This window comes from Roseivirga sp. UBA838 (assembly GCF_002296035.1).
In the GTDB taxonomy this organism is placed as follows: Bacteria; Bacteroidota; Bacteroidia; order Cytophagales; family Cyclobacteriaceae; genus Roseivirga; species Roseivirga thermotolerans.
Genome location: NZ_DBHC01000010.1, coordinates 38,813 through 53,320, shown reverse-complemented (window position 1 = coordinate 53,320; position 14,508 = coordinate 38,813). Strand labels below are relative to the sequence as shown.

Below are 14,508 nucleotides of genomic sequence, written 5' to 3'. Positions count from 1 at the left end.
GTAGATCACCATATAAAAACTTGTTGGCACGCGATTTACCGAATGTACAATCAAGAAGCCGCCAAGCATAATAGCACCACATCGCAAGCCTTTGTGGTCTTAAATATTGACCCGGTAAAAGGGACTCCCGCAACTAAAATTGCTCCTCTCATGGGTCTTGAAAGCAGAAGCTTAACGCGCATGCTCAAATCCATGGAAGAGATGGGAGTTATTTACAAGCAGAAGGATCCGGATGACGGACGCTCTGTACGAATTTTTCTTACCGATTTAGGAAAGGAAAAGCGTAGAATTTCAAAGGAAACGGTCATTTGTTTTAATGAAGCCGTAAGGCAATCGATTGCTCCAGAAAAGCTGGAGGCCTTTTTTGAGGTGATTGCCAAGATTAATCAGATAGTAGAATCAAAAAGCATATTTCAATAAAAAGCATTCTCAAAAAGAAGAAATACTTTCTTTCAGGATGCTCACACTTAGAAGTAAAACTTATAACTGATGAAAAGAGCTATTAAAAAAGTTGCAGTGCTGGGTTCAGGAGTAATGGGTTCCCGAATAGCCTGTCATTTTGCCAACATTGGGGTTCAAGTGCTCTTATTAGATATCGTTCCGCGAGAATTGTCCGATCAAGAAAAGAAAGACAAAAATGCTCGCAATAAAATTGTGAACGACTCTTTGGCATTTGCCCTTAAATCCAAGCCATCGCCAATCTATGACCAGAAATTTTCGAGCCTTATTAGCACCGGAAATTTCGAAGATGACATGCCAAAGATAAAAGATGTGGATTGGATCATTGAGGTGGTCGTTGAGCGATTGGATGTAAAGCAGACAGTTTTTGAGCAAGTGGAAAAATTCAGAAAACCTGGTACGCTCATTACCTCCAATACCTCAGGAATACCTATGCACATGATGTGCGAAGGGCGAAGCGATGATTTCAAAAAACACTTTTGCGGCACACATTTCTTTAATCCCCCTAGGTATCTCCGTTTGCTCGAAATTATTCCCGGCCCGGAAACGGATAGTGAGGTAATAGACTTTCTAATGCACTATGGCGACTTATATCTGGGCAAAGAAACAGTACTCTGTAAAGACACCCCTGCATTTATAGCCAACCGTATTGGTATTTACGCCATTATGTCGGCTATGCACACTATTGAGGATATGGGCCTTACGGTTGGCGAAGTAGATCGCATGACCGGCCCTATAATAGGTAGAGCAAAGTCTGCTACCTTCCGTACCATGGATGTTGTTGGTCTTGACACCACAGTAAAAGTAGCCAATAACCTATATAGTGGACTGCCTGCCGATGAATCTAAAGATACATTTAAGCTTCCCAACATAGTAAAAGAAGTTCACGACAGAGGTTGGTTCGGAGATAAATCGGGCCAAGGCTATTTTAAGAAAACTAAGGATAAAGACGGCAATAAAGAAATCCTGGAGCTCGACCTCAAAACTTTTGAATATGGCCCAAGAACGCGGGCGAACTTCAAGGCACTAGAGGCAGTAAAAGAAGAGGAAGATTTGAAGAAACGAATTGTTACACTGGTAAACTTTGATGATAAAGCCGGTGAGTTCTATAGACGAACCTTCTTCGATACTTTCAGATATATCACCTATCGCATTCCTGAAATTTCTGATGAACTCTACCGTATAGATCAGGCCGTATGTGCAGGCTTTGCATGGAAAATGGGTCCTTTCGATACCTGGGATCTACTCGGTACCAAAAAGGTGCTTGAGCAAATGGAGGCCATGGACATGAAACCGGCCTCTTGGGTATATGAAATGATTGAGGCAGGTAACGACTCCTTCTACAAGATTGAAAATGGGATCAAGAAGTATTATGACATTCCATCTAAGTCTTACAAAACTATTCCAGGTACAGAAGACCTCGTTATTCTCGAAAACATTAGGGAAACCCACAAGGTATGGGGCAATGCCGGTGCATCGCTATTCGATATAGGAGACGGGGTTTTATGTCTCGAATTCCACACCAAAATGAACGCCATTGGCCAAGAAGTTATAGAAGGAATTGAAACGGCAATTTCAATGGCCGAAAAAGAGTATAAAGGTCTGGTCATAGGAAATGAAGGCGATAATTTCTCTGCCGGAGCCAATCTGGCCATGCTCTTTATGTTTGCTGGCGATCAGGAGTTTGATGAAGTGAACCTGATGGTTGCTCAGTTCCAAAACACCATGAAGAGAGCTAAGTTCTCTTCTGTTCCTGTGGTTGCCGCCCCTGCCGGCCTTACCCTTGGAGGAGGCTGCGAGCTTTCTTTGCATTGTGATGCAATTCAGGCACATGCTGAAACCTATATTGGCTTGGTTGAAGTGGGAGTTGGCCTTATTCCTGGTGGTGGAGGTACAAAGGAGCTAACCCTTCGCGTGTCCGATTCGCTTAAAGACGGAGACCCCGAGCTGAATCGACTGCAAGAGGCATTCATGAACATTGCCACAGCCAAAGTAGCCACATCGGCTCACGAGGCTCTGGCCATGAATATACTTCGTCCGCAAGATGGAATCACCATCAATCGATCGCGCTTGCTCACCGATGCAAAAGCAAAAGTGCTTGAGCTGCACGCAGCGGGCTATACCCAGCCGGTTGAGCGTAAAGACATTAAAGTACATGGAAGGGTCGGGCTTGCTCTTTTCGAAGCAGGAATCAATGGCATGTTGCTGGGAAATTATATTTCAGAACACGATGCTAAGATTGCCAAAAAACTAGCCTGGATAATGTGTGGCGGTGACCTTACCTCTCCTCAAGAAGTATCGGAACAATACCTGCTCGATTTGGAGCGGCAAATGTTTGTCGAATTGACGGCCGAGCCAAAGACCCTGGAAAGAATTCATAGTATTTTATTCAAAGGTAAACCGTTACGCAATTAGGCTTCAGTATTCAAACATCAGATAAAGAGCTATGCAAAATTTCAAAGAGTTAAGAGTTTGGCAGAGAACAAGGGTGCTTGTAAAGCAGGTGTACTTGTTGACTACTGAATGGCCTAATTCTGAGAAATACAATTTGCGTTCTCAAATGGAGTGTAGTGCTGTTTCAGGTATGTCTTCAATAGCTGTAGGTTCTGGTAGAGGATCAGATATTGATTTTGCCAGATTTCTAAATATGTCATTAGGTTCAGCCCATAGGACTGAAAGTCAACAGATCGTTTTATGCGATTTAGACAATTCGTCTGAAGATACTTTAGGTCAATTCACTTCTGAACTATCTGAGATAGTAAGAATGATTGTTCCATTAATTAAAAAACTAAGAAACAACTAGTTGGACATCTAAATGTCCGACATCTTAAATCTAAAAATATGGATGCTTATATAGTTGCAGGATATAGAACAGCAGTAGGTCGTGGTAAGCGAAGCGTTTTAAAGAGCGTTCGCCCCGATGATATGGCTGCAGATGTGATTAAGCACTTGGTCTCGCAAATTAAAGACTTCGATGCCACCCGGGTCGATGATTTAATAGTGGGTAATGCCGTGCCCGAAGCAGAACAGGGTATGCAAATGGGGAGGATGATTTCCTTACTTGCCTTACCCATTCAGGTTCCGGGTATGGTTGTAAACCGTTACTGTGGTTCAGGTTTAGAAGCTATTGCTTTGGCATCGGTCAGAATACACTCAGGTACTGCCGATTGTATTATTGCCGGAGGCACTGAGTCTATGAGTATGGTGCCAGTAATGGGTTATAAAACAGCCCTTAATTACAAGCTGGCCACCGAGTATCAAGACTACTACCTCAGTATGGGGCTTACGGCAGAGCAAGTAGCAAAAGAGTACAAGATAAGTCGCGATGAAGCCGACCAGTTTGCTCTAGAGTCACATCAAAAAGCCATTGCAGCCCAGCAGGCCGGTAAGTTTACTGGTGAAATTGTACCTATTAAAGTGACCGAAAAGTTTGTAGATGGATCGGGAAAAATGGCTGAGAAAACGTACACGGTAGATGAAGATGAGGGGCCACGAGCCGACACTTCTCTGGATGTACTGGGAGGTTTAAAACCCGTTTTCGCGCAAGGAGGCCAGGTAACAGCCGGAAACTCCTCCCCGGTGTCTGATGGAGCATCGTTTGTGATGGTAATGTCTGAGCGAATGGTTAAAGAACTGAACTTGGAGCCCATAGCTCGAATGGTCAGCTACACAGCCGTAGGAGTACATCCCCGTATTATGGGAATTGGTCCTGTTGAGGCGGTGCCGAAAGCATTGAAGCAAGCAGGGTTGAAGCAGTCAGACCTTGACCTAATCGAACTAAACGAAGCTTTCGCAGCGCAGTCATTGGCAGTAATAAAAGAACTAGACCTAGACCGAAGTAAGCTAAACGTAAATGGTGGTGCAATAGCTCTGGGTCATCCGTTGGGCTGCTCTGGTGCCAAGTTGTCCGTTCAGCTCTTCAACGAAATGAGGAGAAGAGGCAATGCCAAATACGGTATGGTTACCGCTTGTGTTGGTGGTGGCCAGGGTGTGGCAGGGATTTATGAATTCTTGAATTAGTAACTAGTACTGGGTAGCTAGTATTGAGACTAGTTCATCAAAAACAATAACACTATGCACAACTACAGAGAATTAAAGGTTTGGCAGCAGTCGGTAGACTTTGCAGTTGAAGTTTACAAACAGACAAAGGCATTGCCTCCAGAGGAAAAATACGGATTGACCTCTCAAATAAGAAGAAGCGCTGTTTCCATCGCTTCCAATATTGCAGAGGGAGCTGGGCGAAATACAGATGGGGAATTCAATCAGTTTCTTGGGATAGCTTATGGCTCTTCTTGTGAACTGGATACTCAGTTAATTATCGCTAACAAGTTGAATTTTATAAAAGATCAAACATTTGAGGAATTGGAAACAGGTTATCTCGGTTTGCAGCGAATGATTTATAGTCTGAAGAAATCAATTCGGTAGTCGAATCTGTCTCAATACTCAATACTATGTACTAAAATACCTACCAAAATGTCAGTCGCAGTAGATAAGAAATCAATCAAAGGCGGTGAGTTCATCGTCAGAGAAACAGAAGCAAACGAAGTCTTTATTCCGGAAGAGTTTTCTGAGGAACAGAAGATGATGGCGCAAGCATGCCAGGACTTTATAGATACTGAAATTTCACCCAAGGCCGATGAAATAGACTCCATGAAAGACCCGAATTTGGTACCAGGCATCTTCAAAAAAGCTGGAGATCTTGGTCTTTTGGGAATTTCGGTACCAGAACAGTATAACGGCATGGGTATGAGCTTCAACACCTCCATGCTCATTGCCGATATTATTGGAGCGGCCGGTTCATTTTCCACCACATACGGGGCTCATACAGGTATAGGCACTCTGCCTATTCTTTACTATGGAAACGAAGAGCAAAAGAAGAAATATCTGCCAAAATTGGCTACCGGTGAATGGGCTGCCTGCTATTGCTTGACAGAACCCGATGCAGGTTCTGATGCGAACAGCGGTAAAACCAAAGCTGTACTTTCTGAAGACGGAAGTCACTACAACATTACCGGACAGAAGATGTGGATCTCCAATGCCGGTTTTGCAGATATTTTTATAGTGTTCGCTAAGATTGAAGACGACAAGAATCTCACCGCATTTATTGTCGAAAAGAGTTTTGGCGGAATCACCATGAACGAAGAGGAGAAAAAGCTTGGTATCAAAGGTTCTTCCACACGCCAGGTATTTTTCAACGATTGTCCTGTTCCCGTAGAAAACATGCTCTCTGAGCGAGGCAACGGTTTCAAGATTGCTGTTAATATTTTGAACATTGGCCGTGTGAAACTAGGAGCCGGAGTATTGGGGGGTTGCCGAACGGTTATATCTCAGGCTACCAACTATGCCAATGAGCGCAAGCAATTTGGGGTTTCTATATCCAGCTTTGGCGCCATTAAAGGTAAGCTGGCCGAAATGGCTACCAAAACTTATGTAGCAGAGTCTTTGTGCTACCGTGCCGGACAAAACATTGAAGACAAAATCAACGATCTGGTTGCTGGTGGTATGGACGATGCAAAAGCCAAACTAAAAGGAGTGGAGCAGTTTGCCATTGAATGTGCAATAGCAAAAATCCATGGCTCGGAAGTGTTAGACTATGTGGTGGATCAAGGTGTGCAGATATATGGCGGAATGGGCTACTCGGCCGATGCCCCCATGGAGAGGGCTTATCGTGACGCTCGTATTGCCCGGATCTATGAAGGAACCAACGAGATCAACCGAATGCTTATGGTAGGCATGTTGTTGAAGCGCGCAATGAAGGGCGAGGTAGATATTTATGGGCCAGCCATGGACGTTTCTAAGGAACTGACCTCTGTGCCTACATTCTCCACCATCGATAAATCAGTACTTTTTGCCGGTGAAAAAGAAGTGATTAAGAACTTGAAAAAGGTATTCTTGATGGTAGGCGGAAAAGCTGCTATGGCACTGCAAGACAAGATTGAAGACGAGCAGGAGGTAATGATGAACCTTGCCGATATTTTGATTGAGGTTTACGCTTGCGAGTCGGCTATGCTAAGAACTGAAAAGCTGGTGAGCCAAAAAGGTGAGGAAGCATGTACGGATCAGATTGCCATGACGCAGATCTATATGGCTGGTGCTGTTGATAGAGTAATAGCAGCTGCTAAAGAAGCCATAGGCTCATTCACCAAAGGCGATGAGCAAAAAGTAATGCTAATGGGTCTTAAGCGATTCACTAAAATGGACTTGGTGAACGTTAAAGAGCTCCGCAGACAAGTAGCCAATACCATGATCGCCAAAGGTAAGTATCCTTACTTTTTTGGATAGTAAATACAAGCTTAGAACGTCATTCCCGTGAAAACGGGAGTCTAATAAGTCTTAGAAATCAGTTAAAACTCAAGCCAACTTTCTCTTGCGAGAGAGAGTTGGCTTTTTTCTTTTCCTATGTTTCATCGGTATATATTTAAGAAATAACAGAGTGACATAATTGAGAAGTTTGGTAATGTTGGGGCTTGGAAAAATAGAGACAAGCGAGCCCCATATAAACCGTTGCTGATTCTTTATGCCTTACACAACTTCAAAAGGGTGATAAATCCATTAGTTTTTCTGGTTCGGAGGAGGAATTAAAGGAATTATTGTTAGTTATGGAACCTCATCTAAACCTAGACTAGAGTATCCATTTACTCGGCTTCAAAATGATGGTATTTGGTGTCTGGACAAACCCGAATTGTTAAAATAAATCTTCGGATACTCGGAGACCATTTTTAATAGAGAAAGTATATCTGCGGGTTTTGACATTGTTTCCTGGAGTTTTTGAAAAATGTCCAGAATCTATTTTTAAGATTCCCAATCAGGTAGTAGAAGAGTTCTTTCCAGAGCCACTGCAAGAATAAATTCTTAACACAATTAATTGGTTTATAAGAAATTAATCAAACTGTGAGTAGACGGAAAAAAAGAGACCCGGCTTTTAGAGATAAAGTATTGATTGCATACGAATATCAGTGTACAGTCTGTGGATTTAATCTGAGGTTAGGGTATCAACCTTTGGCACTGGAAGCGGGTCATATTAAAAGGCATTAAGCTGGAGGTCCAGACATTGAGCGAAATTGTTTCGCAATGTGCTAGCTTCATTATAAGCTATTTGATCTAGGAGCATTCACCATAAATGACTATCATCAATTAATAGTGTCAGATAGAGTGAATGGTACAACTGGAAAAGTTGAATGGCTACTGGCCTTTCATAAAAAAGAAATTAGAAGACCTCAGTCCAATCTTTATAATCCAAGTGATTCCTTTTTCAGTGACATTAAGAAGAGGTTTTTAAGGGATATGGGCGAGAATTACACTGGCATTATGAGGAATAACATGGGTAACACTTGGGTTTTTCCATACTCGTTCTTTCTTCTTTTCCACATGAGTGACAAAAATTTTCAGGGTAATCCACATTGGCATAACTTGCCCATGTCCGAAAACAATTGTAGCAATAAGGCTTATTAGTATTTAATTCGATCTGTTCTTTGCACCTAATGCAGTAACCATCATTAACCGGACTATGTCTGTCTTTAACTTTTTGAACATTGTATTGGTGTTCAGACATTTGTCTTTTGGGCTTTGGAGACTGATCAAATGTTACGAATTTTTCTTTATCCAAAAACTCGAAAATATTATGCCTTTCTAGTCTTTTGTTGTTTATCAAGTCTTCTATTATATCCCATTCAACGGCAGAGCCAACATAGTCCTTTGCCAAGCCAAGTAACTTCTTCTTGTAGTTTGGTCTCCTAGCAAAAACGGCATAGCCATCTTTGAGTATTTTAATACTATAATCAAATGCCGCTAAGTCAAATTTATCACCATTCCCTAATAGACTAGCTTCTCCTAAAACGCCAAATTCAATATTGTTTTTGAAAGAGGAATCCAGAAGATTTATGCTGGTTACAAGACCAATTTTTTCATTAGAGTAGTATTTGGCGTGCAGGTTAGGAATGTAAACAATGCCGATATTTGGAAAGTCTTTAAAGAACTCGAAGTCTTCATAATTTAGGCTTCTTGAAACATTTTCTTCATTCTTACCGAAGCCAATAATTATTTCTATTTCTGAGTTGCTCCTATGTTTTTCAAAGAGCTTTTTGAAGTGACTATCAAGTCTTATGTATGGAGAAATTATTAATAGTCTTGATTTTGCATTGTAAATGATTTCATCGACTGCTTCTACAAGTTCTTTGCCTGCTATAAACTTTGCCATGTTTATCGAAATTTATGCAGGGCAATAAACAACTTTCAATTGAAATTTGAAATGGACTTTTTCTTATACTACCCCCCCCTCCCAAACGGGGCAAAGGCTAAACCTGCGAGCTTAAAGTGCTGTAGGCCGAAGGGAATACCAATAATGGTGATGCAGAAGACAAGACCCCAAAAGAGGTGAGTGAGGAATATCCAAAAGCCTCCAAATATTATCCAGATAATGTTGAGTGGCAGAAAGAGACATCCGCCAGTAGCTGAGCCGGGCTTTACTTCCTTACCAAAAGGCGCAAAGCCGAGAATGGCCAGTTTAAAACACTGAATGCCAAAAGGAATACCCACAATGGTCATGCAAAGAGCAATACCTCCAATGATATACTCCAGTGCAATCATCCAGCCGCCAAATATTATCCAAATGATGTTAGCAAGTAAACGCATTGTATGTTAACGATGAGTTGGTTCTTAATGGTACAAGTTATCTGTTATCAGGGAATAGTCAGGGATCTGGTAACTGATCACCAGTAGCTGTTAACTAACCTCCTTAAATGAGATTACGCGGTTATTTTCCCTATCCAACTCAAATACAGCAGACATGTCTTCTCCATTTATTCTGTATTCATGAAAGTAGATAATGGGTTGGTTTTCAAAATCAATGCTGTAGATCGAAAGGTTAAACTGGCCCAGCAGTTTTCCTAGTGTTTCAATGGCCAACTCCTCTTTGGCCAATACTAGCTGGTAAGATTCTGAATATGACTTTTGTTTCCGCCTTAATTCACCTTCGGCAGAAGCTCTAAGCTTCAGGTAGTCATCTAACCGGTCTATCTGGAAAGGCTGAGTAAAAGCGGATATACTCTCAACCTTATCAGATAAGTTGGTCAAATGCAACTGCTTTACTCTTTGACGGGTAGTATCTTGCAATACTAGCAACGCGGTTTGAACCGTTTGCTGGTTGTTTAAAAATGCTGCATCAACCTTGTAAAATCTGAGTGGCACATACGATTGGCTGTCATCTTTATATTCATAGAAAAAAGCTCTAATCTGCGCTTCCCATTTTTCTTCGGCTGTTCGATTGTCGCAAGACAAAAGGGCAAAAGAGGCAATGGTGCCAAGTAACAGGCTATTCTTAATAAGTGTTTTCATGACCTTTTTTTATGGATTGAGTTCTCTAAAATAAACCAGCCCTGGTTAGAAATCTTGTTTTTAACATTATTTGGGCAATGTTGAAAATCGACTTCGGAAAACCTTTTTGGGCATGTAGTTAATGCCCCAGCAAGGTTGAGGCAATCTCTTGTTTTTGCATATCAGGTCCGGCTATAAAAGCCTTCAGGCTTTCACCACCTCCAGCTTCAAAGTATTTAATGAGTATAGGATGATATCCTGCTTTAAGCGCAATTTCGCCCGAGCGTTCTTGTGCACCATGCAAACCATCGTTGTTCACCACCACTTGGTCGCCAATAGAAAGTATACTTCCATCGTCAGATGAAGTATAAAATGTATAAACCCCGTCTTGTGGTACATTAATGAAGCCCTGCATTATCAGCCCGAACTGCGTGGGTATTTCGGCAGGCAAACCTATGGTTTCGGCCACATAGCTTATGGTAGAGCTCCCCTTTACCTGACTAGTTCTTTGAAAGCTTCCTTCTATAAGCTCCGCTTGTAAGCCGCGGTCTACTTTTAGCGGCTTTACTGCCTCCCGGAGTTGGGCCTTTTTATAATTTCCACTAACCACGGCACTTTTTCTACCTTCTGCCGTTACCGTTACGGCTTTTACTTCTATGGCTTCATTGGTCAGATTCAACACAATGGGCTTTTTGTACTCCAATGCGTTTTCATCGGGCTCTGAGCCATCGAGAGTATAATAAATAGTGGCCTCTTCATAGGGAGCGTTTAAGCGAATTTCTAATTCATTGGAGAGTGTAAGGCCCTGTTTTAATCCCTGGGGAGCACTAATGTGATAGTTTACATTTCGGGCATCGAGCAGCTTGTATTGATGGCTCATTTTTTTCTGAAAGTGATCCCAGTCTTTATTGGAAGGGTTTGTCCAGACCACCTCTGCCAGAGCTATTGCACGCGGGTACACCATATATTCTACATGGTCAGAGGTTTTCATATACTCTGTCCACACATTGGCTTGCGCTCCCAACACATATTGATGATGCGCCTCATCTAGTGCAGCCGGAACGGGCTCATAATGATATACACTTTCCAGGGTAGTGTAACCCCCAATAGCCAAAGGCTCGGTGGAAGGGTAGGCCTGATAATGGTCGAAATACATATCCGCATTAGGGCTCATCACTACATAATGCTCTGCTTCGGCAGCTTCAATGCCTCCGGCTTCTCCTCGCCAAGACATCACTGCTGCACCAGGAGCAAGCCCGCCTTCTAAAATTTCATCCCAACCAATAAGCTGCCGTCCATTGGCGTTCAGAAATTTTTCAATGCGCTGAATGAAATAGCTTTGTAACTCATACTCATCTTTCAGGCCTTCGCGCCTAATCACATTCTGAGCCACTTTACTCTTTTTCCATACGGTTTTGGGTGCTTCATCGCCCCCTACATGAATGTACTTTCCGGGGAAAAGCTCCATCACCTCGGTGAGCACATTCTCTAAAAACTCGAAAGTGAGTTCACTAGGACAGTAAATGTCGTCATAAACACCCCATTTGGTGCCCACTTCGTATGGTCCGGGTCCGCAGCCCAGTTCGGGATAGGCGGCCAGAGCGGCCAGCGAGTGCCCGGGCATTTCTATTTCAGGCACAATGGTTACTTGTCTTTCTTTGGCATAGGCCACCACCTCTTTAATCTCTTCTTGTGTGTAGAATCCCCCGTAGGGCTTACCATCTCCCACATAGGGGTCAAAGTTTTTTTCCAAGATGGTTTCTTTACGTTGGCTTCCTATTTCGGTGAGTTTGGGATACTTTTTTATTTCTATCCGCCATCCCTGATCTTCTGTGAGGTGCCAATGAAATGTGTTGAATTTGTATAGAGCCATCAGGTCTATATACTTTTTGATAAAATCAACCGGAAAAAAGTGGCGACCCACATCTAAATGGAGTCCTCTCCAGGCAAACCGAGGCTCATCTTTTATCTCCATATAAGGAAGCGTGGCAATTTGCTTTCCGGGAGGAAGCAACTGAATAACACTTTGTACGCCATAGAAAAACCCTTTTTCATGGCTTGCTCTTACATGAATGCCGGTGGCATTTACAGAAAGCTCGTAGGCCTCATCGGCTAAGCCATCGGTTTCTTCAAATCTAATTTCGGCCATGTCTCGCTTGGTTTCCTGACACTCCCAGTTAGCGGCTTTCATAAAATCCGAAAGAAAACGGAGTGCTCCCTGCGCTTTGGGGCTTGATGTATGCAAGTTCGGCTGGCTGTTGAGCGTAAAATGCTTGTTCATGGCCACCTCCATATGCTGAGGTTGAGGAACAATGGCAGGTTCGATAACCTGAGGTTTGGGAGTATTGCAGCTAAAAATGAGTAGGGCTAAGGCAAAAAGCGATAAAAATTTTTTCATGGGGGAATTTAGTCAGAAGCCGGAATAAATGAAACGTTTGACAATTGGTGGCCGGGAAAAGGAAGGTTTTAATAAATTGACAAAAATTTTTTCCATGACTGACAGACGCAAATTTCTAAAATCGACCATTTTTGGTGGTTTAGCCGTAAGTACCTCCAGTGTTTCAGGGTTGGCCTGTAGCACTAAACCAAGCCCCAAAAAGCCAATTGTAATTTCTACCTGGAACCACGGCAAAGAAGCCAATGCGGCTGCCTGGGAAGTATTGAGCAATAAGGGGAGGGCGCTGGATGCCGTGGAAAAAGGGGTTATGGTAACCGAGGCCGACCCGGATAATGCAACTGTAGGCATTGGTGGCTTTCCTGATAGAGACGGCAACGTGACATTAGATGCCTGCATTATGGATGAAAACGATAATTGTGGTTCGGTAGCGTTTCTGCAGAACTTTAAACACCCAATATCGGTAGCTCGAAAAGTAATGGAAGAAACGCCCCATGTTATGCTGGTGGGAGAAGGTGCCAAACGCTTTGCACTATCTCAGGGCTTTGAAGAAGAAAACCTCTTAACACCCAAAGCCGAGGCCGCCTGGAAGAAGTGGTTGGAAAACCAGGAGTATCAGCCAGAAATTAATATCGAAAACCATGATACCATTGGCATGGTAGCACTAGATGAAAACGGCCATCTTTCCGGAGCTTGTACTACCAGTGGAGCCGCCTGGAAAATGCATGGCCGGGTGGGAGACTCGCCAATTATTGGAGCAGGGCTTTTTGTAGATAATGAGGTGGGCGCTGCCACTGCTACCGGACTCGGTGAGTTTGTTATAAAAATATGTGGAGCACATATGATTGTAGAGCTCATGCGGCAAGGATATTCACCACAAGAAGCCTGTGAGCAGGCGGTAAACCGAATTGTAAAAAAATACCCTAACGACTACAAAAACCTTCAGGTTGGGTTTCTAGCGCTTAATAAGAATGGAGAGTACGGTGCTTATTCAATTCACAAAGGCTTCAACTTTGCCGTCAGATCTCATGATCAAGACGACCTCATTGATGCTGGCCATTACAGCGGCTAGGTTTTTATCATGGGTTGAACTTTGCCATATGCAAGCGAGCGCCAGAGCCATTCAAGTGGGCCAAAGCGGAAGTAACTGAGCCAAATGGCAGAGAAAAATAGAATAATTACCCATATGCCCAGAACAAGCACGGCCAGCAATGAGCGATCTATGTCTCCAAACAAAGAGAGGCCGTGCCCATAAAAGATAAATGAGCAAATGATGGACATTAATATGTAGTTGGTTAAAGACATGCGGCCAACTTCTGCGAGTCTGCGGGCTATAAAACCCCGCGTAGAAGATTTGCACAGCAGCATAATGAGCCCAATGTAACCCAATGCCATCAGTATGCTGCCCCAGTAATTGAGCTGAGAAATGAAGAAGTAGCTAAGCCTAAAATCCCAATCGAAGTTGAAGTGAAACATGGCTCCTACCACAACCAGAGGTAGACCCAGGCCAAAGCCATAACCAATAAGTTTGTAATAATAGCTGGAAGATTGCTTGGCCTTGAACACTTTTCTTCGGTAGAGGGCCATGCCCAATAGAATCATGCCGCTATATTTCCAAAAATCGCGGAACACAAACCGAGAAGTTTGCACCTTAAAAGCCTGAGGTGCACGATAAAGAATTTGGCGTTCCCAAGGGCTGGTATAATAGTCTATCTCTTCTGAAATAGTCGTGGCCGATGGCTCCCATATTTCTTCTTTGGCTGCTTCATATTCTCCGGGTTCCCACACAGGTACGGAGTAGCCAATAATTAGGCTAATAACTGAGCCAATAACCAGAAAGATAACACCTGCCCTCAATTGTGTGGCCGATTTTTTCCTTCGGAAAATAAACATGAGCAGGCCGCAAATGGCCAGTGTAAACAAAATGTCTCCATACCAGAGCAGGTAAGCATGCAATAGACCCAATACACCAAGGTAAATGAAACGCCTGTTTTGCAGATCGGTAGACCTTAAGTTTTCACGTTGAGCTTTTTGGGAAAGCATTACCATACTGGCTCCAAAAAGCATGGCGAAAATGGCCTGAAACTTTTGGTTGGCAAACACATAGCTGGCAATCCACACATACAAATCATTGTTTTGTAAGCTCTCGTAAATACTGGGGTTAATGTATGCCGCCATAGGCATAGCAAAACTCTGAATGCTCATAGTGAGCATGCCCAGTACGGCTACTCCACGAAGAATGTCGATAGAGGCATACCTGTTTTGGGGCGTTGTTGGTGATAAGATATATGCTGCGTTTGCCACGAAAACGAAAAATATACAATTGAATTGAAACGGAAAAG

The 14,508-nt window shown here is 43.0% G+C and carries 12 protein-coding genes and 1 pseudogene; 8 read left to right on the top strand and 5 right to left on the bottom strand.

Annotated features, from left to right (window positions below; all coding sequences use genetic code 11):
- Positions 1 to 42: 42 nt before the first annotated feature.
- The 7 genes and pseudogenes from B3O12_RS03050 (at position 43) to B3O12_RS18755 (ending at position 7,778) form a co-directional block, all read left to right on the top strand.
- Positions 43 to 420 (top strand): MarR family winged helix-turn-helix transcriptional regulator, encoded by a 378-nt coding sequence (locus B3O12_RS03050; protein WP_370298692.1) that lies wholly within the window; start codon positions 43 to 45, stop codon positions 418 to 420.
- 69 nt (positions 421 to 489) lie between these two features.
- On the top strand, positions 490 to 2,874 hold the full coding sequence (locus B3O12_RS03045) for a 3-hydroxyacyl-CoA dehydrogenase/enoyl-CoA hydratase family protein (RefSeq protein ID WP_286755255.1): 2,385 nt from the start codon (positions 490 to 492) through the stop codon (positions 2,872 to 2,874).
- Positions 2,875 to 2,905: 31 nt separating this feature from the next.
- The gene (locus tag B3O12_RS03040; RefSeq protein WP_286755253.1) at positions 2,906 to 3,262 is read left to right on the top strand and encodes a four helix bundle protein; all 357 of its coding nucleotides are present in this window, start codon (positions 2,906 to 2,908) and stop codon (positions 3,260 to 3,262) included.
- 38 nt (positions 3,263 to 3,300) lie between these two features.
- Positions 3,301 to 4,479, top strand: coding sequence for an acetyl-CoA C-acyltransferase (locus tag B3O12_RS03035; protein ID WP_286755252.1), 1,179 nt, complete (start codon positions 3,301 to 3,303; stop codon positions 4,477 to 4,479).
- A 54-nt stretch (positions 4,480 to 4,533) separates the two neighbouring features.
- The gene (locus B3O12_RS03030; protein WP_286755251.1) at positions 4,534 to 4,884 is read left to right on the top strand and encodes a four helix bundle protein; all 351 of its coding nucleotides are present in this window, start codon (positions 4,534 to 4,536) and stop codon (positions 4,882 to 4,884) included.
- A gap of 48 nt (positions 4,885 to 4,932) precedes the next feature.
- The gene (locus tag B3O12_RS03025; protein ID WP_286755250.1) at positions 4,933 to 6,741 is read left to right on the top strand and encodes an acyl-CoA dehydrogenase family protein; all 1,809 of its coding nucleotides are present in this window, start codon (positions 4,933 to 4,935) and stop codon (positions 6,739 to 6,741) included.
- A gap of 156 nt (positions 6,742 to 6,897) precedes the next feature.
- A pseudogene (locus B3O12_RS18755) lies at positions 6,898 to 7,778 on the top strand (phosphorothioated DNA-binding restriction endonuclease).
- Here the strand turns inward: B3O12_RS18755 and B3O12_RS03020 are convergent.
- The 4 genes from B3O12_RS03020 to B3O12_RS03005 form a co-directional block, all read right to left on the bottom strand.
- Positions 7,766 to 8,656, bottom strand: coding sequence for a phospholipase D family protein (locus tag B3O12_RS03020; RefSeq protein ID WP_189628789.1), 891 nt, complete (start codon positions 8,654 to 8,656; stop codon positions 7,766 to 7,768). The pseudogene B3O12_RS18755 and the gene B3O12_RS03020 overlap by 13 nt on opposite strands.
- Before the next feature lie 68 nt (positions 8,657 to 8,724).
- Positions 8,725 to 9,090: a YccF domain-containing protein gene (locus B3O12_RS03015; RefSeq protein ID WP_286755249.1), complete on the bottom strand. Its 366-nt coding sequence runs from the start codon at positions 9,088 to 9,090 to the stop codon at positions 8,725 to 8,727.
- A gap of 90 nt (positions 9,091 to 9,180) precedes the next feature.
- Positions 9,181 to 9,792: a hypothetical protein gene (locus tag B3O12_RS03010; RefSeq protein WP_286755248.1), complete on the bottom strand. Its 612-nt coding sequence runs from the start codon at positions 9,790 to 9,792 to the stop codon at positions 9,181 to 9,183.
- 118 nt (positions 9,793 to 9,910) lie between these two features.
- On the bottom strand, positions 9,911 to 12,169 hold the full coding sequence (locus B3O12_RS03005; protein WP_286755247.1) for a family 20 glycosylhydrolase: 2,259 nt from the start codon (positions 12,167 to 12,169) through the stop codon (positions 9,911 to 9,913).
- A gap of 94 nt (positions 12,170 to 12,263) precedes the next feature.
- Between B3O12_RS03005 and B3O12_RS03000 the strand changes: the two genes are divergently transcribed.
- Positions 12,264 to 13,238, top strand: coding sequence for an isoaspartyl peptidase/L-asparaginase family protein (locus B3O12_RS03000; RefSeq protein ID WP_286755246.1), 975 nt, complete (start codon positions 12,264 to 12,266; stop codon positions 13,236 to 13,238).
- On the opposite strand, the gene B3O12_RS02995 is transcribed toward B3O12_RS03000, so the two are convergent.
- Positions 13,235 to 14,470 carry a DUF418 domain-containing protein gene (locus tag B3O12_RS02995; RefSeq protein ID WP_286755245.1) on the bottom strand — a complete coding sequence of 412 codons (1,236 nt, stop codon included), beginning with the start codon at positions 14,468 to 14,470 and terminating at the stop codon, positions 13,235 to 13,237. The two genes, B3O12_RS03000 and B3O12_RS02995, sit on opposite strands and share 4 nt — an antisense overlap.
- Positions 14,471 to 14,508 lie beyond the last annotated feature (38 nt).

Excerpts from the sequence above, each read along its gene's own strand:
- B3O12_RS03025 (WP_286755250.1), top strand. The coding sequence starts at position 4,933 with ATGTCAGTCGCAGTAGATAAGAAATCAATCAAAGGCGGTGAGTTCATC.
- B3O12_RS03040 (WP_286755253.1), top strand. The coding sequence starts at position 2,906 with ATGCAAAATTTCAAAGAGTTAAGAGTTTGGCAGAGAACAAGGGTGCTT.
- B3O12_RS03030 (WP_286755251.1), top strand. The coding sequence starts at position 4,534 with ATGCACAACTACAGAGAATTAAAGGTTTGGCAGCAGTCGGTAGACTTT.
- B3O12_RS03010 (WP_286755248.1), bottom strand. The coding sequence starts at position 9,792 with ATGAAAACACTTATTAAGAATAGCCTGTTACTTGGCACCATTGCCTCT.
- B3O12_RS03015 (WP_286755249.1), bottom strand. The coding sequence starts at position 9,090 with ATGCGTTTACTTGCTAACATCATTTGGATAATATTTGGCGGCTGGATG.
- B3O12_RS03005 (WP_286755247.1), bottom strand. The coding sequence starts at position 12,169 with ATGAAAAAATTTTTATCGCTTTTTGCCTTAGCCCTACTCATTTTTAGC.
- B3O12_RS03045 (WP_286755255.1), top strand. The coding sequence starts at position 490 with ATGAAAAGAGCTATTAAAAAAGTTGCAGTGCTGGGTTCAGGAGTAATG.
- B3O12_RS03000 (WP_286755246.1), top strand. The coding sequence starts at position 12,264 with ATGACTGACAGACGCAAATTTCTAAAATCGACCATTTTTGGTGGTTTA.
- B3O12_RS03035 (WP_286755252.1), top strand. The coding sequence starts at position 3,301 with ATGGATGCTTATATAGTTGCAGGATATAGAACAGCAGTAGGTCGTGGT.
- B3O12_RS03050 (WP_370298692.1), top strand. The coding sequence starts at position 43 with ATGTACAATCAAGAAGCCGCCAAGCATAATAGCACCACATCGCAAGCC.
- B3O12_RS03020 (WP_189628789.1), bottom strand. The coding sequence starts at position 8,656 with ATGGCAAAGTTTATAGCAGGCAAAGAACTTGTAGAAGCAGTCGATGAA.